This window comes from Arthrobacter zhangbolii, assembly GCF_022869865.1.
Lineage (GTDB): Bacteria > Actinomycetota > Actinomycetes > Actinomycetales > Micrococcaceae > Arthrobacter_B > Arthrobacter_B zhangbolii.
Map to the genome: position 1 here is coordinate 2,758,196 of NZ_CP094984.1, position 18,445 is coordinate 2,776,640.

14 protein-coding genes are annotated in these 18,445 nt (G+C 64.4%); 1 reads left to right on the forward strand and 13 read right to left on the reverse strand.

Translation table 11 applies throughout. From position 1 onward, the window contains the following. Positions 1–39 precede the first annotated feature (39 nt). From pcaC to rpoB, 9 genes are all read right to left on the reverse strand, one after another. Positions 40–444, reverse strand: coding sequence for a 4-carboxymuconolactone decarboxylase (pcaC, locus tag MUK71_RS12790; protein WP_227928782.1), 405 nt, complete (start codon positions 442–444; stop codon positions 40–42). 4 nt (positions 445–448) lie between these two features. Then, positions 449–1,261: an alpha/beta fold hydrolase gene (locus tag MUK71_RS12795; protein ID WP_227928780.1), complete on the reverse strand. Its 813-nt coding sequence runs from the start codon at positions 1,259–1,261 to the stop codon at positions 449–451. Next, on the reverse strand, positions 1,258–2,664 hold the full coding sequence (locus MUK71_RS12800; RefSeq protein WP_227928778.1) for a lyase family protein: 1,407 nt from the start codon (positions 2,662–2,664) through the stop codon (positions 1,258–1,260). The genes MUK71_RS12795 and MUK71_RS12800 overlap by 4 nt, the downstream gene beginning before the upstream one ends. Positions 2,665–2,666: 2 nt before the next feature. Further along, entirely contained in the window at positions 2,667–3,233 is a 567-nt protein-coding gene (gene pcaG, locus MUK71_RS12805; RefSeq protein WP_227928776.1) for a protocatechuate 3,4-dioxygenase subunit alpha, read from the reverse strand. Beyond that, complete coding sequence (pcaH, locus tag MUK71_RS12810; protein ID WP_423723757.1) at positions 3,234–4,058, reverse strand: protocatechuate 3,4-dioxygenase subunit beta; 825 nt, start codon at positions 4,056–4,058, stop codon at positions 3,234–3,236. A 123-nt stretch (positions 4,059–4,181) separates the two neighbouring features. Next, positions 4,182–5,378 carry a 4-hydroxybenzoate 3-monooxygenase gene (locus MUK71_RS12815; RefSeq protein WP_227928774.1) on the reverse strand — a complete coding sequence of 399 codons (1,197 nt, stop codon included), beginning with the start codon at positions 5,376–5,378 and terminating at the stop codon, positions 4,182–4,184. Between the two features lie 135 nt (positions 5,379–5,513). Continuing rightward, a complete protein-coding gene (locus MUK71_RS12820; RefSeq protein WP_227928772.1) occupies positions 5,514–6,281 on the reverse strand; it encodes an IclR family transcriptional regulator in 768 nt (255 codons plus the stop codon). A 102-nt stretch (positions 6,282–6,383) separates the two neighbouring features. Then, complete coding sequence (locus MUK71_RS12825; RefSeq protein WP_227903888.1) at positions 6,384–10,274, reverse strand: DNA-directed RNA polymerase subunit beta'; 3,891 nt, start codon at positions 10,272–10,274, stop codon at positions 6,384–6,386. Between the two features lie 194 nt (positions 10,275–10,468). Continuing rightward, positions 10,469–13,969, reverse strand: coding sequence for a DNA-directed RNA polymerase subunit beta (rpoB, locus tag MUK71_RS12830; protein ID WP_227903889.1), 3,501 nt, complete (start codon positions 13,967–13,969; stop codon positions 10,469–10,471). A 625-nt stretch (positions 13,970–14,594) separates the two neighbouring features. Between rpoB and MUK71_RS12835 the strand changes: the two genes are divergently transcribed. After that, positions 14,595–15,815: an acetyl-CoA C-acetyltransferase gene (locus MUK71_RS12835; RefSeq protein ID WP_227928770.1), complete on the forward strand. Its 1,221-nt coding sequence runs from the start codon at positions 14,595–14,597 to the stop codon at positions 15,813–15,815. 165 nt (positions 15,816–15,980) lie between these two features. Here the strand turns inward: MUK71_RS12835 and rplL are convergent, their stop codons facing one another. From rplL to MUK71_RS12855, 4 genes are all read right to left on the reverse strand, one after another. Then, entirely contained in the window at positions 15,981–16,358 is a 378-nt protein-coding gene (rplL, locus tag MUK71_RS12840; RefSeq protein ID WP_227903893.1) for a 50S ribosomal protein L7/L12, read from the reverse strand. A 61-nt stretch (positions 16,359–16,419) separates the two neighbouring features. After that, positions 16,420–16,989 carry a 50S ribosomal protein L10 gene (gene rplJ / locus MUK71_RS12845; RefSeq protein WP_227903895.1) on the reverse strand — a complete coding sequence of 190 codons (570 nt, stop codon included), beginning with the start codon at positions 16,987–16,989 and terminating at the stop codon, positions 16,420–16,422. A gap of 295 nt (positions 16,990–17,284) precedes the next feature. After that, positions 17,285–17,983, reverse strand: coding sequence for a hypothetical protein (locus tag MUK71_RS12850; protein ID WP_227928768.1), 699 nt, complete (start codon positions 17,981–17,983; stop codon positions 17,285–17,287). Then, the gene (locus MUK71_RS12855; RefSeq protein WP_227928767.1) at positions 17,940–18,371 is read right to left on the reverse strand and encodes a GNAT family N-acetyltransferase; all 432 of its coding nucleotides are present in this window, start codon (positions 18,369–18,371) and stop codon (positions 17,940–17,942) included. Before MUK71_RS12855 ends, MUK71_RS12850 begins: the two co-directional genes overlap by 44 nt. Positions 18,372–18,445: the final 74 nt, after the last annotated feature.

The window sequence follows — 18,445 nt, forward strand, 5'->3', positions numbered from 1 at the left end:
AAAAAGAAAAGTCGAATGGCTGGGAAGGTTCGGGGGCCGCTAGGCCGCGGAGTCAATCTCGCGGAAGACGCCCTGCGCCACCTTGAAGGCGGAGTTCGCGGCGGGAACCCCGCAGTAGATGGCAGACTGCAGGACAATTTCCTTGATCTCGTCCCGGCTCAGGCCGTTGCGCAGCGCCGCCCGCACATGCATGGCGAATTCCTCCATGTGCCCGTGCGCAATCAGCGCCGTGAGCGTCACGGCGCTCCGCATGGTGCGGGGCAGGCCGGGGCGGGTCCAGATGGTTCCCCAGGCGTACTGGGTGATCATGTCCTGGAAGTCGGTGGTGAACTCGTCCTTGCCGGCGTTGGCACGGTCCACATGCTCGGAGCCCAGGACCTCCCGGCGTACGGCCATACCCTCGTTGTACACGTCCTGCCGGCTCTTGTGTCCGTCTGCAATCACGGTGTTATTTCCCTTCCGGATACTGGGTGCCAAAGAAATCCTTCAGCAGGTCGGCGGTCCGTCCCGGCTGCTCGACCGGGACCAGGTGGGCGGCGTCCTCAACGACGGCGGCCGTTCCGTTGGTAACCCGGTCCGCGATGAGCTCCGCGAACGACGGCGGGGTGACAACGTCCTGCGCACCGGCCACGGCAAGCACGGGGACGGTGATATCAGCGAGACGGCCGCGGACGTCGAAGCCGGCCAGCGCGGAACAGCAGAAGGCGTAGGAGAAGCGGTCCGCGTTCTGCAGGGAGTGCAGCAGTGCGGACGCCGCAGCGGGTTCGCGTTCCATAAATCCGGGGGCGAACCAGCGCTGGCCGGAGCCGACCACCTGGGTGGGGGTGCCCTGGACCCTGACGGTTTCGCCGCGCTCTGCCCAGCCGTCGGCGTCGCCGATTTTGGCTCCGGAGCACAGCACTGCCACGGCCTGGAAGAGTTCGCCGTGGTCCAGCGCCAGCTGCAGCCCAACGGCACCGCCCAGCGAGACACCGGCGTAATAGACCGGTGCTTCAGGGGCAATATCGCCTGCGTTCCGGGCCCCGTTGACCAGATTGGCGACGCCGGCGGCCAGGTCTTCCACGCTGAAGGCACCGGCGGCGGCGGGGCTGGCACCGTGGCCGGGCAGGTCCCAGCCGATGACGGTGAAGGTGTCCAGGGCAGCTGCCGTCCGGCTCCACAGCGGTGTCACTGCTGTTCCGAGCGACGGGCCGGCAACCAGGACGGGCGCTGCGGGACCGGCGTCGGAGAGGCGGGAGGCTTTGATGGCGGGAACACTCATGCTGAGGGCTTTCCGGGGTAGGCAGCCGTGATGCGCTCTATAAGTGCGGCGGCCTCCCCTACGTAGTTGACGGGGTCAAGGATGTCCGCGAGCCGGTCGTCGGAGAGGATGTCCTCCGGAACGGTGCTGCGCAGCACGGTTGCGAACGGCTCGCCGGTGGAGAGCGAGTGGGCGACGGCCTCGGATACCAGCTTCTTTCCGCGGCCGGCCACACCGTCGTCGAGCAGCGGGGCGACGACGGCCATGATCTTCTCGCTGACCACCAGCGGGCCGGCTGCTGCCAGATTCCGTTCCAGTGCCCGGGTGTGAACCTGCAGGCCCGCGGCCAGCTCGGCGAGTTTGGCGGCTGCTCCCCCGGCCAGGCGGAGCAGGGAGCGCAGGGCCTGCCATTCAACGTGCCAGGATCCGCTGGGACGCTCGTCGTCCGCCGCTGCGGCGGCAGCCTGCAGCTGCACGCCGTGGCCGGGTGCGGCAAGGGCTGCGCTGCGGATCAGTACGGACAGCACCGGATTCTGCTTCTGCGGCATGGCGGAGGAACCGCCGCGGCCGGCGGCCCGCGGTTCGGACACCTCGCCGATCTCCGGCCGGCTCAGCAGCAGCACGTCGTTGGCCATTTTGCCTGCCGCTGCGGTGAAATCCTGCAGGGCAGCTCCGAGGCCGGTGACGGGCAGCCGGTTGGTCTGCCACGGTGCTACCGGCTCCGCCAGTCCCAGGGCAACGGCAAGGCGTGAGGTCAGGTCAAAGGGTCCGTCAGTGCCGCTGTGCGCCGCGGTCGCGGTGGTCAGCGCGGCCATGGTTCCGGATGCCCCGCCCCACTGCAGGGGCAGCCCGAGGGCGGCGGTGCGCAGCCCTTCGGCAGCCTGACCGACACCGTGCAGCCACTGCGCTGCGCGCAGCCCGAAGGTGGAGGGCAGGGAGTGCTGGGTCAGGGTCCGGGCAACACACAGGGTCCGGGCATGGCGCCGGGCAAGGTCTCCCAGTGCCGTGACGGCCCGGTCTGCGTCCGAGAGGATGGCCTCCAGCGCCCGGCGGGCCAGGAGCATCAGGGCGGTGTCCATGATGTCCTGGCTGGTGGCGCCACGGTGGATCGCGCCCGCAGCCGCCGGGGATTGGGCCTGTGCCAGCTTCCGCAGGTCCGCGAGCAGGGGGATGACCGGGTTACCGCCGCCCTGTGCCCGTTCCGCCAGGGACGCGGCGTCATACAGGGAGGCGTCGCTGACGGCCGCCACGGCAGCGGGCGCTTCAGGGTCGGCCAGCCCGGCGTCCGCCAGCACCCGCACCCAGGCCAGCTCCACGTCCAGCAGGGCCTGGAGCAGCGCCGTGTCCCCCGTCAGCGCGGCCACCCGGGTACCGGCCCATGCCGGTGCGAGCAGGCCGTAGTCGGCGCTCTCCGCTGCACCCATGCCTAGGCTCCCGGGTAGGTGAGGAAAACTGTTTCGTTCTCCCCCTGCAGCGAGATGTTCCAGCGCAGTCCGCCGTCGGCCTCGCGCGTGGCAATGAGGGTGCGCCTCCGCTCCTCGGGGAGCGAGGAGAGCAGGGCGTCGCGTGCCAGCGCTTCCTCGTCATCGGGCAGGTACATGCGGGTATGCAGCTTATTCAGCAGGCCGCGGGCGAAGATCACGAAGGAGATGAAGGGCGCTGAACCTGCTTCGGTGGGGCCGGGGTTTACCGTGGTGAACGTGTAGTTTCCCGTGTTGTCCACGGCTGTGCGGCCCCAGCCGGTGAAGGTGTAGCCGTCCCGGACCAGCGAGCCGGTCTGCTGCGGGATGTTGCCCTCAGCGTCGGCCTGCCAGATTTCGAGCAGGGCATCGGGGATGGTTTCCCCGGCGCCGTCCGTGACCGTTCCCTGCAGCCGGATGCTGCCGGGCAGTCCCGGCGCAAGGAGCTGGTTGTCCTTCTCGAAGGGAAGCGCGTATCCGTAGAACGGGCCGATGGTCTGCCCGGGTGTGGCGGTAAGTTTCTGCTCGCTCATTTACTCTGCGTCCTCGTCTTCCATCCAGGTGCGGTTGCTGCCGGTGAGCACAATGTCCCAGTTGTAGCCGGTGGCCCACTCATGCGATGTCAGGTTGTGGTCATACGTGGCCACGAGGCGGTCGCGTGCCTTCTGATCGGTAATCGACTGGTAGATCGGGTCCAGCGCGAACAGCGGATCGCCGGGGAAATACATCTGGGTGATCATGCGCTGGGTGAAGTCGGTGCCGAACAGGGAGAAATGGATGTGGGCCGGGCGCCAGGCGTTGAAGTGGTTCTTCCAAGGGTAGGGCCCGGGCTTGATGGTGGTGAACTCGTAGTAGCCGTCGTCGGTGGTGATGCAGCGGCCGACGCCGGTGAAGTTCGGGTCCAGCGGAGCCGGATGCTGGTCCCGCTTGTGGATGTAGCGGCCGGCCGAGTTGGCCTGCCAGATTTCCACCAGCTGGTTGCGCACGGGCCGTCCGTCGCCGTCGAGGATCCGGCCGCGGACAATGATGCGCTCCCCCAGGGGCTCACCGTTGTGCTGGATGGTCAGATCGCTCTCCAGGGCGTGCACGTCCTGGTGTCCGAACGCCGGTGACCACAGTTCGATTGTCTCGGGGTCAACGTGGTGCGGATCCTTGGTGGGGTGGCGCAGGATGGAGCTGCGGTAGGGAGGGAAGTCGATGCGGGGCTGGCTTTCCGGGGCGGCGCCGTCATGTACGGACTTGTCATACGCCGCGTGGACCGAGGCAATCTCCGCCGAAATCTGGTCCTGCGACGCCTGCGCCGCATCCAGTTTCTCGACGACATGGCTGTTCTGGAAAAGATCCTTTTCCATTTCCATGGTTTTTCCTTTCGACTTCGAGCGCATCCTTGCACTCCGGCTATCCAACAAGCGTCCGCGTGGTCGAGACCACACTACACCGCTTGTTCATCTTGTGTACAGGTGTTCGTCATACGAACGAAATTAGGCGTTGGGCCACCCGGTGTAGGCCTCGGCCAGGTATGCGCTGCCATGCCGGGAGGCGACGACGCCGCTGAGCTCGCCCAGCGCACGCTTGCGTTCAAAGGGGCTGGCGTCTTCGCGGGTGTGCAGCATGGAAGTCATCCAGTAGGAGAAGTTCTGCGCCCGCCAGACCCGCTTTAGTGCCTTGTCGCTGTAGCCTTCCAGCAGTTCGGGCGACTTGGTGGCGTAGAAGGAGTCAATGGCTTCGAACAGTACCTGCACATCGGCCAGGGCCAGGTTCAGCCCCTTGGCTCCGGTGGGCGGAACCGTATGTCCGGCGTCGCCGGCAAGGAAGAGGTTGCCGTAGCGCAGCGGCTCGCACACGTAGCTGCGGAACTTCAGGACGGTTTTTTCGAAGATGGGTCCGCGCTTCAGTTCCAGGCCGTCGGGCCCGTCCACCCGGGCCTGCAGCTCATCCCAGATCCGGTCTTCGCTCCAGGCGTCCGGGTCTTCATTCGGATCGGACTGGAAATACATCCGCTGGACCGTTTCGCTGCGCTGGCTGATCAGGGCAAACCCGCGGTCGGAATTGGCATAGATGAGTTCCGGCGCGCTGGGGGCGGCCTCGGTGAGGATGCCGAACCAGGCAAAGGGGTATTCGATGAAGTTATCCGTGCGGGCGTCCTTGGGGATGGAGCGCTTGCAGATGCCGGCGGAGCCGTCGGAGCCTACCAGCAGCTCGCAGTGGATCTCGAACTCCGTACCCTCAGCGTCCGTGAAGAGAATCTTCGGGGTGTCAGTGGTGAGGTCGGTGACGGAGGTGTCGCTGACGCCGTAGCGTACGTCACCGCCGTCGCGCTCCCGGGCCGCGGCCAGGTCGGTGAACACTTCATTCTGCGGGTACAGCCAGACCGATTCCCCGACCAGGTCCTGGAAGTCGATCCGGTGGCTTACGCCGCCAAAGCGAAGATCGATTCCGTCATGCCGGTATCCGTCCGTAAGCACCCGGTCGCTGACTCCGGTCTCGGTGAGCATACGCACGCTGCCGTGCTCCAGGATGCCTGCGCGATGGGTGGTGCGGATGGTTTCGTGGTCCCGCTTTTCCACCACGATGTTCTCGATCCCGGATTTCGAGAGCAGATGGGAGAGCATCAGGCCTGCCGGGCCGCCTCCTACAATGCCGACCTGCGTCTTGATAACCGTGCGCTGTGCGCCCATCTGGTACTCCCTTTGGAAAATCTGTTGCGGTTCCTGGTCTCCAGTGTGACTGCGCGCACAACGTGTTACCCAGAGGGTTCCCATTCAATGGGAATCCCGGTCCGGTTCCCACCTTCATCAACCGGCTGCCGCGGGTTATCGGCCGTAATGCGGCCCGGCGGCGTCCGCCCGCACCCCCAGCCCGCGCGAGATACCCCGCGCCGCGGTCATCAGTGCGGGCACGGTGGCTGAGATGTTCTCCTCCCCCGTCGGCACCACCACGCCGATTGCAGCCACCGCCGTTCCTCCGGCTCCGAACACGGGCACGGCTATCCCGGTGGTCTCGGGCACGACGGCGCCGGGCAGGCTGGCGCTGCCCTGCAGCCGCATCTGGGCCCACGTCGCCCGCAGGCCCCGCACCTCGTCCGGTTCCAGGTTTCGCTTCGACAGATATGCCTCCTGCTGGTGCCTGGGAGCGTGGGCCATCATGACCATCCCGGAGGAGGAGACATGCACCGGCAGGCGTCCCGCTACCTGCGCGTGGTTGAGCACGGAACCGTGGCTGGACAGCCGCTCGATGAACAGCACCTCGTCCTGGCTGAGGATGGACAGCTGGGTGTGCTGCCGGACCACGGCCTGAATGTCCTCCATAAAGGGCATGGCTATCTGTTTGAGGCCAAGGGCGGCGGAACTGCGGTTGGCCAGTTCCCACAGCCGCAGGCCCAGGCGGACACTGCCGCCGGATTCCTTCTGCAGGAAACCGTGACCCATCAGGTCATTGACAATCCGGTGAGTGGTGGACAGCGGCAGCCCGGTGCGGCGTGCCAGCGTGGCCACGGACATGCTCGGGCGGGTTCCGTCGAAGGCACCGATAATCCGCACAATCCGGTCCGTCATGGACTCGCCCGTTGGAGAATTCGCCATGACATTCAGTCTGGCACAGCGCTGCCGGCCGCCGGGGAGCGGTTAAACGCGGAAGGTCCCGCACCCTGGTGGGTACGGGACCTTCCTCTGCTTGCGCTTTCCTTAGCGGAAGTCGCTGCCCATGTCGTAGTCATCCAGCGGGATGGCGTGGAACTCGGGGCTGAGGCCGCCGTCAACTCCGGCGTAGTCGAAGTCGCTGAAGGCGCTCGGGCCGGTGAACAGGTTGGCCTTTGCTTCCTCGGTCGGCTCGACAGTGACCTCGGTGTAACGGGGCAGGCCCGTTCCGGCCGGGATCAGCTTACCGATGATGACGTTCTCCTTGAGGCCGAGCAGCGGATCGCTCTTGCCTTCCATGGCCGCCTGCGTCAGGACGCGGGTGGTCTCCTGGAAGGAAGCTGCGGACAGCCAGGACTCGGTGGCCAGGGAGGCCTTGGTGATACCCATCAGTTCCGGACGGCCCGAAGCAGGCTTCTTGCCTTCCGAAACCACGCGGCGGTTCTCGCTCTCGAACCGGCGTCGTTCGGTCAGCTCACCCGGGAGCAGATCGGAATCGCCGGACTCAATCACGGTCACGCGGCGCAGCATCTGGCGGACAATAACCTCGACGTGCTTGTCGTGGATGCCCACACCCTGGCTGCGGTACACGCGCTGGACTTCGTCCACCAGGAACTCCTGTGCCTTGCGCGGGCCGAGGATACGGAGGATCTGCTTGGGATCCACCGCACCGAAGACCAGCTGCTGGCCAACCTCGACGTGGTCGCCGTCGGCAACCAGGAGGCGTGCACGGCGCAGGACCGGGTACGCGATTTCCTCGGAGCCGTCATCGGGAGTGACAACCAGACGCATCTGGCGGTCGGTCTCTTCGATGGTGACCCGGCCCGCGGTCTCGGAGATCGGAGCAACACCCTTAGGCGTACGTGCTTCGAAGAGCTCCTGGATACGGGGCAGACCCTGGGTGATGTCCTCAGCAGAAGCAACACCACCGGTGTGGAAGGTACGCATGGTCAGCTGGGTACCCGGCTCACCAATGGACTGTGCAGCGATGATGCCCACGGCCTCGCCGATGTCCACGGTCTTACCCGTGGCCAGGGAGCGGCCGTAGCAAAGTGCACAGGTACCGACGGCGGACTCACAGGTGAGTACGGAGCGGACCTTGATGTCGGTAACACCGGCTTCGAACAGCTTCGCGATGAGCACGTCGCCCACATCGTCGCCGCCCTTGGCCAGGACGTTGCCCTGCGGATCGGTGACGTCGGTGGCCAGCGTACGGGCGTAGGCCGAGTTCTCGACCTCTTCGTGCAGCTGCAGCTCACCGTTGGCATCCGGAACCGCGATGGTCACGTTCAGGCCGCGCTCGGTGCCGCAGTCTTCCTCGCGGACAATAACGTCCTGCGAAACGTCCACCAGACGACGGGTCAGGTAACCCGAGTTGGCGGTACGCAGAGCGGTATCGGCGAGACCCTTACGGGCACCGTGCGTGGCGATGAAGTATTCCAGCACCGACAGGCCCTCACGGTAGGAGGACTTAATCGGACGCGGGATGATCTCGCCCTTAGGGTTGGCCACCAGACCACGGATACCGGCAATCTGCCGGACCTGCAGCCAGTTACCACGGGCGCCGGAGGAGACCATGCGGTTGATGTTGTTGAATTCGGGCATGTTTGCCCGCATTGCAGCAGCAACCTCGTTGGTGGCCTTGTTCCAGATATCGATCAGTTCCTGGCGGCGCTCGTCTTCAGCGATCAGGCCCTTGCCGTACTGGCTTTCAACCTTGGCAGCCTGAGCTTCGTAGCCCTCCATAATGGCCGGCTTGTCGATCGGAGCCGCGATATCGGAGATGGCGACGGTAACGCCCGAGCGGGTGGCCCAGTAGAAACCGGAGTCCTTCAGGTTATCCAGCGTGGCAGCCGTGACAACCTTCGGGTACCGCTCAGCGAGATCGTTGACGATCGCCGAAAGCTGTCCCTTGTCTGCAACCTTCGCAACCCAGGGGTAGTCCGCCGGCAGGGTCTGGTTGAACAGAACCTGGCCGAGGGAGGTTTCGATGAGGGCGGGGGTGCCTTCTTCCCAACCTTCCGGTGCGGGCTGGTCTGCGCTGGGGACGAAGCCGTCAACGCGGATCTTGACCAGGGCGTTCAGGTGCAGCTCGCCCATGTCCGAGGCCATGATGGCTTCGGCCAGGGATCCGAACACGCGGCCTTCACCGGCAGCACCGGGGCGCTTGGTGGTGAGGTGGTGCAGGCCGATGATCATATCCTGCGAAGGCAGGGTGACCGGGCGGCCGTCGGACGGCTTCAGGATGTTGTTCGAGGACAGCATCAGGATGCGTGCTTCAGCCTGCGCTTCGGGGCTCAGCGGCAGGTGTACTGCCATCTGGTCACCGTCGAAGTCGGCGTTGAAGGCGCCACAGACCAGCGGGTGCAGCTGAAGGGCCTTGCCTTCAACAAGCTGCGGCTCGAAGGCCTGGATGCCGAGGCGGTGCAGGGTGGGTGCACGGTTGAGCAGCACCGGGTGTTCGGTGATGATCTCTTCCAGCACGTCCCAGACCTGCGGGCGGAAACGCTCGACCATACGCTTGGCGCTCTTGATGTTCTGGGCGTGGTTGAGGTCAACCAGGCGCTTCATCACGAACGGCTTGAAGAGCTCCAGGGCCATCTGCTTGGGCAGACCGCACTGGTGCAGCTTCAGCTGCGGGCCGACAACGATGACGGAACGGCCGGAGTAGTCAACACGCTTACCCAGCAGGTTCTGGCGGAAGCGGCCCTGCTTGCCCTTAAGCATGTCGGACAGCGACTTCAGCGGACGGTTGCCCGGTCCGGTGACCGGACGGCCGCGGCGGCCGTTGTCGAACAGGGAGTCAACAGCTTCCTGCAGCATGCGCTTTTCGTTGTTCACGATGATCTCGGGGGCACCGAGATCCAGCAGGCGCTTCAGGCGGTTGTTGCGGTTGATCACGCGGCGGTACAGGTCGTTGAGGTCGGACGTCGCGAAACGTCCGCCGTCGAGCTGGACCATCGGGCGCAGTTCCGGCGGGATGACCGGGACGGCGTCCAGGACCATGCCCAGCGGGCTGTTCGAGGTGGTCAGGAACGCGTTGACAACCTTCAGGCGCTTCAGGGCACGCGTCTTGCGCTGGCCCTTGCCGTTCTGGATGATGTCGCGCAGCGACTCGGACTCGGCCTGCATGTCGAAGTCTTCAAGACGCTTCTTGATGGCTTCGGCACCCATGGAGCCTTCGAAGTACAGACCGTAGCGGTCACGCAGTTCGCGGTAGAGGCCTTCGTCGCCTTCCAGGTCGCCGACCTTGAGGTTCTTGAACCGGTCCCAGACCTGCTCGAGGCGCTCGATGTTGTGGTCGGCGTCGCGGCGTACCTTGGCCATCTGGCGGTCGGCGGAGTCGCGGGCCTTCTTCTTGTCGGCAGCCTTGGCGCCTTCGCCTTCGAGGCGGGCAAGCTCGCCTTCGAGGTCCTTGGCGATCGCAGCGATGTCGGAGTCGCGCTGGTCGACCAGGTGCTTGCGCTCCAGGTCGTGCTCGGCCTGCAGGTTCGGCAGCTCGGCGTGGCGGTTCTCTTCGTCAACCGAGGTGATCATGTAGGCAGCGAAGTAAATGACCTTCTCGAGGTCCTTCGGTGCAAGGTCCAGCAGGTAGCCCAGGCGGGAGGGGACACCCTTGAAGTACCAGATGTGCGTCACGGGAGCGGCGAGCTCAATGTGGCCCATCCGTTCGCGGCGAACCTTGGCACGGGTCACCTCAACGCCGCAGCGCTCACAGATGATGCCCTTGAAGCGCACGCGCTTGTACTTGCCGCAGTAGCACTCCCAGTCACGGGAAGGACCGAAGATCTTTTCGCAGAAAAGACCGTCCTTCTCCGGCTTCAGGGTTCGGTAGTTGATGGTTTCCGGCTTCTTGACCTCGCCGTAAGACCAGCCACGGATTTCATCCGCGGTGGCAAGGCCGATTCGCATAAGGCCGAACGTGGAATCGTTGGACATGGGTCCCTGTTCTCTCTTGTTCTCTAAATCTGAATGTCTCGGGGTACGGAAAGAGCTCTAGGTGACCATCCCACTGGCGCCAGGCGGTCCGGGTTAGGCGGCTTTAATATTCCGTTGCGAGCTCTGCGAGCCGCGGAATTTCATTGCCGCCGTTCCGGACCGTCCCGGCGCCAGCCGGGACGGTGCAACTGCTGCTAAACCTCTTCTACTGAGCTCGGCTCTGCGCGGGACAGATCGATACCCAGTTCTTCCGCGGCCCGGAAGACTTCTTCATCCGAGTCACGCATTTCAATCGTGTTGCCCTCGGTGGAGAGGACTTCCACATTCAGGCAGAGCGACTGCATTTCCTTGATCAGGACCTTGAACGATTCCGGAACACCGGGCTCCGGGATGTTCTCGCCCTTGACGATGGCTTCGTAGACCTTCACGCGGCCGTGGATGTCATCGGACTTGATCGTGAGCAGTTCCTGCAGCGTGTAGGCCGCGCCGTACGCTTCCAGGGCCCAGACTTCCATTTCACCGAAGCGCTGTCCGCCGAACTGTGCCTTACCACCCAGCGGCTGCTGCGTGATCATGGAGTACGGTCCGGTGGAACGGGCGTGGATCTTGTCATCCACCAGGTGGTGGAGCTTCAGGATGTACATGTAGCCCACGGAGATCGGGTCCGGGAACGGCTGGCCGGAGCGGCCGTCGAACATCCGGGCCTTGCCCGAGGCACCGATCAGGCGGTTGCCGTCACGGGTCACGTTGGTGGAATCGAGCAGGCCGGTGATTTCGTCCTCACTGGCACCGTCGAACACCGGGGTGGCAACCGTGGTGGGGCCGGTCTCGCGCGGCAGGTTCGGCAGGTCCTTGACCCAGTCCGGCTCGCCCTCGATCTTCCAGCCCTGCTTGGCAGCCCAGCCCAGGTGGATTTCCAGAACCTGGCCGACGTTCATACGGCCCGGAACACCCAGCGGGTTCAGGATGATGTCGACGGGGGTTCCGTCTTCCATGAACGGCATATCTTCGATCGGGAGGATCTTGGAGATGACGCCCTTGTTGCCGTGGCGGCCGGCCAGCTTGTCGCCGTCCGTGATCTTGCGCTTGTGTGCCACGTACACGCGGACCAGCTGGTTCACGCCCGGGGGCAGCTCGTCGTCATTGTCGCGGTCGAAGATGCGCACGCCGATGACGGTTCCGGACTCGCCGTGGGGAACCTTCAGGGAGGTGTCGCGGACTTCACGGCTCTTCTCGCCGAAGATGGCGCGCAGCAGGCGCTCCTCGGGGGTCAGTTCCGTTTCACCCTTCGGGGTGACACGGCCAACCAGGATGTCGCCGGCTTCAACCTCGGCGCCGATGTGGATGATGCCGCGCTCGTCGAGCTGCGACAGCACTTCCTCGGAGACGTTCGGGATGTCGCGGGTGATTTCCTCGGCACCAAGCTTGGTGTCGCGGGCGTCAACCTCGTGCTCCTCAATGTGGATCGAGGTCAGGACATCGTCGGAGACCATGCGCTGGGACAGGATGATGGCATCTTCGTAGTTGTGGCCTTCCCATGACATGAATGCCACGAGCAGGTTCTTACCAAGGGCCAGTTCACCCTGGTCCGTTGCGGGACCGTCGGCGATGATGCTGTTGACCTCAACGCGGGCACCTTCGGAGACCAGCACGCGCTGGTTGTAGGCGTTGCCCTGGTTGGAGCGCTCGAACTTCATGATCGGGTAGCTGGTCTCGGTGCCGTCGTCGTTCATAACGGTGACGAGGTCAGCGGAAACCTCGGTGACTACACCGGGCTTCTTCGCGGTCACGGAGTCGCCGGCGTCAACTGCGGTGTACTTCTCCATGCCGGTGCCCACTACGGGGCGCTCGGAACGGAGCAGCGGCACAGCCTGGCGCTGCATGTTCGCACCCATGAGGGCGCGGTTGGCGTCGTCGTGCTCGAGGAACGGAATCAGGGCGGTAGCCACCGACACCATCTGGCGCGGGGAGACGTCCATGTACTCGACCTCGTCCGGCTCGACGAGAACGGGCTCGCCGGAACCGCCGCGGGCACGAACGAGGACCAGGTCCTCTTCGAAGTGCTGGTCGGCGCGCAGCGGAGCGTTTGCCTGGGCAATGGTGCGCTCTACTTCGTCATCGGCGGTCAGGTAATCGACCTTGTCGGTGACGACGCCGTTTTCGACCTTGCGGTACGGGGTTTCGATGAAGCCGAAGGCGTTGATGCGGCCGTAGGAAGCCAGCGAACCGATCAGGCCGATGTTCGGGCCTTCAGGGGTTTCGATGGGGCACATGCGGCCGTAGTGGGACGGGTGAACGTCTCGGACTTCCATGCCTGCACGGTCACGGGACAGACCGCCCGGGCCCAGTGCGGACAGGCGGCGCTTGTGCGTCAGGCCGGCCAGCGGGTTGTTCTGGTCCATGAACTGCGAGAGCTGGGACGTTCCGAAGAACTCCTTGATGGCAGCCACAACGGGACGGATGTTGATCAGGGTCTGCGGCGTGATGGCCTCGACGTCCTGGGTGGTCATCCGTTCGCGGACCACACGCTCCATGCGGGACAGGCCCGTGCGGATCTGGTTTTCGATCAGTTCGCCGACGGCGCGGATACGGCGGTTGCCGAAGTGGTCGATGTCATCGACCTCCACGCGGATCTCGACGTCTTCGCCGTCGCGCTTGCCCGGAACCGTCTTCTCACCGGCGTGCAGTGCCACCAGGAACTTGATCATGGCGACAATGTCGTCATTGTTCAGTACCGAAGCATCGGAATCCGTCAGCGGCTTGTCGATGCCCAGCTTGCGGTTGATCTTGTAACGGCCAACCTTGGCGAGATCGTAGCGCTTCGGGTTGAAGTACAGGTTCTCCAGCAGGGTCTTGGCGGCTTCCACCGTGGGCGGCTCGCCCGGTCGCAGCTTGCGGTAGATGTCCAGCAGGGCATCTTCCTGCGTTTCCGTGGGGTCCTTTTCCAGGGTGGCACGGATGGAGTCGTATTCGCCGAAGGTCTCGAGGATCTGGCCTTCAGTCCAGCCCAGTGCCTTCAGCAGGACGGTGACCGACTGCTTGCGCTTGCGGTCAAGGCGGACGCCGACCTGGTCGCGCTTGTCGATTTCCAGTTCGAACCAGGCACCGCGGGAAGGAATGATCTTCGCGGTGTAGATGTCCTTGTCACTGGTCTTGTCCGCGGTGCGCTCGAAGTAGGCGCCCGGGGAACGGACCAGCTGGGAAACAACAACACGCTCGGTGCCGTTGATGACGAACGTTCCCTTGTCTGTCATCAGGGGGAAGTCGCCCATGAACACGGTCTGCTGCTTGATTTCGCCCGTGTTGTTGTTCATGAACTCGGCCTTAACGTACAGCGGAGCCGAGTACGTTGCGTCCCGGTCCTTGCACTCAGCCATGGTGTACTTCGGGTCGGCAAACTCCGGCTCCGAGAAGCTCAGGGACATGGTGCCCTGGAAGTCTTCGATCGGGGAGATTTCCTCGAAGATGTCGGCCAGGCCGGACGTGGTTGCAATACCCTGCTCGCCGGTTTCCCGCGCCTTTTCGACCCGGGCCTTCCAGCGCTCGTTGCCGACGAGCCAGTCAAAGCTGTCCGTCTGCAGGGCAAGAAGATTGGGAACGTCAAGCGGTTCGTGAATCTTTGCGAATGAAATCCGGGAAGCTGCGTTCTCCGGATTAGTAGCGGTTTCGTTATTAGAGGTGCTCGAGGCGACCAAGAGGGATCCTTCCACAGACCTTCAGGCGTGTTTCGCGCTTCCTCCCCTGCACTGCACGGACCGAGTCCGTGTGCGTCCCGACGTCCGGCAACAGGTGCACCCGCATACTACGGATACCGCCCGGCACGGAACATAGCCCACCGCTATATGAAGGCTGAAGGTTAACAGGAGGAAGCAAATATCCACTATAGGGCATTATGGGCACACAAGTCTACCCGATTTTATAACCCTGCGTCGCTCAACCCCTCAGAATCCCACAAGAATCCGGCTTACGAGGGAGCAGCAGGCAACATGTAACGGCTGATAAACAGCCGGTAAGCGGCTGGTGCAACACCGGATAGTAACCCGGTACTGGACCTGGTACTAACCCGGTAGTAACCCTTACCCGAGACCCCTTCCGGAGCATCGGATACAGATACCTTACCGCAAGATCGGCGGAATGTGGGTGTGGAGGGTGTCGGAGACAGCGCAGGCATGTGACTGCGATCTCCCTGCCGGCTGTGAGGTGGCGTAGCCTTATCCCAGCGTTGGATCCATCCCTGCCATGTCTTTAAGGACGAAACAGCCTTTAAGGACGAAACAGTCTTCAATGACGAACACAGCAACGAAAGTGAACTCATCCGCTATGAGCAACTCCGCAGCCCCCGCGGCAGCAGTCCCTACCGAAGTGGTAATTGTCGGCGGCGCACGCACTCCCCAGGGCCGGCTCAACGGGCAGCTGGCCCCCTTTACCGCCGTTGACCTCGGAGCGTTCGCCATCAGCGGCGCCTTGGAGAAGTCCGGGGTTCCGGCGGCCGATGTCGACACCGTCATCATGGGCCATGTGGTCCAGGCCGGGTGCGGGCAGAACCCGGCCCGCCAGTCCTCCATTAAGGCGGGCATCGGCTGGGATGTCCCCACGGTCACCATCAACAAGGTCTGCCTCTCCGGCCTGGCCGCTGTTATTGATGCAGCCCGCCTGATCCGCGGCGGCGAGGCCACCGTGGTGGTGGCCGGCGGCCAGGAATCCATGACCCGCGGGCCGCACCTGCTGCCCGGCTCCCGCCAGGGCTGGAACTACGGGAACATTTCCGCAGTGGACTCAGTGGCACATGACGGCCTCACGGACGCCTTCGACAACGATTCGATGGGAATCTCCACCGAGCGCGGCAACACCAAGCTGGCCATCAAGCGGCTGGAACAGGACGAAGTGGCTGCGGCCTCCCACCAGCGGGCAGCGGCCGCCATGGCTGCCGGCATCTTCGACGCCGAGATCGTTCCGGTGACCGTGCCGCAGCGCAAGGGCGAGCCGCTGGTACTCACCAGCGACGAAGGCGTGCGGCCCGCGACCACCACGGAGTCCCTGGCCGGGCTGCGGCCGGCCTTCGATCCGGAGGGCACCATCACGGCCGGCAACTCCTCCCCGCTGTCGGACGGAGCTGCGGCCCTGGTACTCACCACGCGTGCCTACGCCACCGAGCACGGCTTGGAAGTCCTCGCGTCCGTCGGTATGCCGGGCCAGGTGGCCGGGCCGGACAACACCTTGCATTCCCAGCCTTCCAACGCCCTGTTCGCGGCACTGGAACGCGCCGGCTGGAATGTCCCGGATCTGGACTTCATCGAGATCAACGAGGCCTTCGGAGCCGTTGCCGTCCAGTCCCTGAACGAACTGGGCATGGACCTGGAGCAGTGCAACCTGCATGGCGGGGCCATTGCCCTGGGCCACCCGATCGGCGCTTCCGGTGCCCGGCTCGCCCTGACCGCTGCGCACGAGCTGCTCCGGCGGGGCTCGGGGCGTGCCGGGGTTGCCCTCTGCGGCGGCGGCGGGCAGGGTGAAGCCCTGCTGCTCTTCCGCGAAGAGTCCTAGCGCCGGGCCCGGCCGCCGTCGTTCCCGACGACGGCGGCCGTCACCGCAACTGCACTGCGCCCCTGACCGGGAACACAAACTGCGCGCCTGACCGGGAACACAAAAAGACCCCGCCCAAAGGACGGGGTCTTTTTGTGTTCTACAGCCGGAGCTGCAAAAGGAAAACTACTTGACGGTGACGGTGGCGCCGGCAGCTTCGAGAGCTTCCTTGGCCTTGTCAGCGGCTTCCTTGTTGGCGCCTTCGAGGACGGCCTTCGGAGCGCTGTCAACCAGGTCCTTGGCTTCCTTCAGACCCAGGGAAGTCAGGGCACGGACTTCCTTGATCACTGCGATCTTCTTGTCGCCGGCAGCTTCGAGGATGACGTCGAATTCGGTCTTCTCTTCAGCAGCGTCAGCAGCGCCGCCGGCGGCGGGGCCTGCAACTGCAACAGCAGCAGCGGTGACGTCGAAGGTCTCTTCGAAGAGCTTCACGAAGTCGGAGAGCTCGATGATGGACAGTTCCTTGAAAGCTTCAATGAGCTCTTCGTTGGTGAGCTTCGCCATGGTGTGGCGTCCTTCCTATAGTTGGTGCACGCAGGCACCGGAGATTGGATGAGAAGAGGTTCTACTCTTCGGTGGCTGCTTCTGCGGCCGGAGCTTCTTCTGCGGCGGCCGGAGCCTCTTCCGCAGCGGGGGCAGCGGGAGCGCCGCTTTCCTCTTCGAGCTTCATGCGCAGTGCATCTGCCGTGCGGGCCAGCATGGACATCGGTGCCTTGAGGACACCGGCGACGCGTGCAAGCTGGAACTCACGGGATTCAAGAGCAGCCAGGGCTGCAACACCGGATGCATCCAGGGCGTTGCCCTCGAAAACACCGGTCTTGATGACGAGCTGCGGGTTGGTCTTGGCAAAATCCGTCAGGCTCTTTGCAGCTGCAACTGCGTCACCCTTGATGAAGGCAATTGCAGTAGGTCCGGAAAGCTGGCCATCGAACGCGTCGATGCCGGCTTCCTTGGCTGCAATGCCAGTCAGGGTGTTCTTGACGACCGAGTACTTGGTGTCCTGGCCGAGCGAACGACGCAGCTCCTTGAGCTGTGCAACGGTGAGCCCGCGGTATTCGGTTAGGACAGCAGCGGTCGACTCCTTGAAATCACTGGTGATTTCCTCGACTGCTGACACCTTTGTTGGCGTTGCCATAACCCTCCTTCCGGGGAAATAGTGCCGGTGGATCGGGTCCCGAACATAAAAAACGCCCCGGGCAGATGCACGGGGCTTCACTCAACGGACGCTAGTCCGGAGTGCAGTTCGTTCACCTGCGCAGGCCGCCCTTTAGGCAAGGGACTTTCGGATGTTTCTCCAACCGGGTTCCACGCGCGGAGAGCTGAAGGTTCAGCCTTACGGTGGGATTGAATGCACATCGACCGACGGTCTTTGGTAGTTCCAGAGTACGGGAGAAACAGGTGAAGGCCAAATCGCCCGCACAGGCCGCCGCCTATCCGGCGGAAAGATCCGCCTGCCACTCCCCCGAGTACCCCACAGCGGCAAAGCCCAGCTGCTCATTGATGGCGAGCATGTAGCGGTTTTCCTCGGCGTTCCAGGTGTAGACCCGGCGGGCTTCGGGAATGATGCTCCGCAGCTTCGCCAGATTGGCTGCCTTGAGCAGCATGCCCAGCCGGTTGCCCCGGTGGGCATCCAGTACCAGGGTGTCATCCTGGAAAACCACGGCCGGGTTGTTGCGGAAGACCTCAAGGACCGTATGGCCAACAAGTTCGCCGGTGGCCCGGTGCCGTACTGCCGTGACCAGCACCTCGGCATCCATCCCCCGGGCCTTAGCCTCCGCCTCCCGGACACGCGCCGCATCCCAGGCCTCCTCCGCAAGCTCCAAGCCGCCCAGCGGAGCGTCCGTACTCATCTTCTGCCGTAGAAGCGCATAGGCATCCACCAGGTCATCCGGGCAGGCGCCGCGCCAGAACACCAGTTCGTAGCCGGGCCCCGAGCCCGCCGCCGCCTCTTCCAGCAGCGCCGTCCCGCCGTCGTCGTTCCCTGTCAGGTCCAGGACGCTGACGCGGTCCACCAGTTCGAGCCGGAAGCCGAGCCCCTCAGCGAAGGCCGCTGCGGCGTCATGCGGGATGAAGGACGCCGTGTTTTCAGAACCGGCGGGTCCGCTGCCCAGATGGTCGGTTTCGGCCATCAGCTTGCTCCGGCCCGCTGACGGCAGCCAGATTCGCCGCTGCACGGAACAACTCGGTTCCCACGCCCTGCCGGCGGGCTCCGGGGGCCACCACAACATTGACGGTTCCCGTATGAAGATTATCTGTCAGTGGAAGGTTCAACTGGGCAACGCCCACAATAGCCGCGTCCGGGTCCGCGCCCATCCGGGCTGCCAGCAGCTCACGCCGCCGGGTAGCCGTGCTGCCCCTGCCCGCCAACTGCGCCCGGGCGGGGGCATGGAAGTCATCATTTCCCCAAAACTCCTGCTGCTGGGCATTGAGCAGTTCCGCTACGGCCAGGAAGTCCGCGGCGTCGGGTCCGGCAAGGGCGGCCGGAACCCGGACGGGCGTGATGGAAACATGCGTCATGGATCACATCCTGCCGGACACCGCCCCGGACGCCAAACGGTGCAGCGTCCGTGCCCGGCCCAGCCGGCCACGGC

Excerpts from the sequence above, each read along its gene's own strand:
- MUK71_RS12795 (WP_227928780.1), bottom strand. The coding sequence starts at position 1,261 with ATGAGTGTTCCCGCCATCAAAGCCTCCCGCCTCTCCGACGCCGGTCCC.
- MUK71_RS12800 (WP_227928778.1), bottom strand. The coding sequence starts at position 2,664 with ATGGGTGCAGCGGAGAGCGCCGACTACGGCCTGCTCGCACCGGCATGG.
- pcaG (WP_227928776.1), bottom strand. The coding sequence starts at position 3,233 with ATGAGCGAGCAGAAACTTACCGCCACACCCGGGCAGACCATCGGCCCG.
- pcaH (WP_423723757.1), bottom strand. The coding sequence starts at position 4,058 with ATGGAAATGGAAAAGGATCTTTTCCAGAACAGCCATGTCGTCGAGAAA.
- MUK71_RS12815 (WP_227928774.1), bottom strand. The coding sequence starts at position 5,378 with ATGGGCGCACAGCGCACGGTTATCAAGACGCAGGTCGGCATTGTAGGA.
- MUK71_RS12820 (WP_227928772.1), bottom strand. The coding sequence starts at position 6,281 with ATGGCGAATTCTCCAACGGGCGAGTCCATGACGGACCGGATTGTGCGG.
- MUK71_RS12825 (WP_227903888.1), bottom strand. The coding sequence starts at position 10,274 with ATGTCCAACGATTCCACGTTCGGCCTTATGCGAATCGGCCTTGCCACC.
- MUK71_RS12835 (WP_227928770.1), top strand. The coding sequence starts at position 14,595 with ATGAGCAACTCCGCAGCCCCCGCGGCAGCAGTCCCTACCGAAGTGGTA.
- rplL (WP_227903893.1), bottom strand. The coding sequence starts at position 16,358 with ATGGCGAAGCTCACCAACGAAGAGCTCATTGAAGCTTTCAAGGAACTG.
- rplJ (WP_227903895.1), bottom strand. The coding sequence starts at position 16,989 with ATGGCAACGCCAACAAAGGTGTCAGCAGTCGAGGAAATCACCAGTGAT.
- MUK71_RS12850 (WP_227928768.1), bottom strand. The coding sequence starts at position 17,983 with ATGGCCGAAACCGACCATCTGGGCAGCGGACCCGCCGGTTCTGAAAAC.
- MUK71_RS12855 (WP_227928767.1), bottom strand. The coding sequence starts at position 18,371 with ATGACGCATGTTTCCATCACGCCCGTCCGGGTTCCGGCCGCCCTTGCC.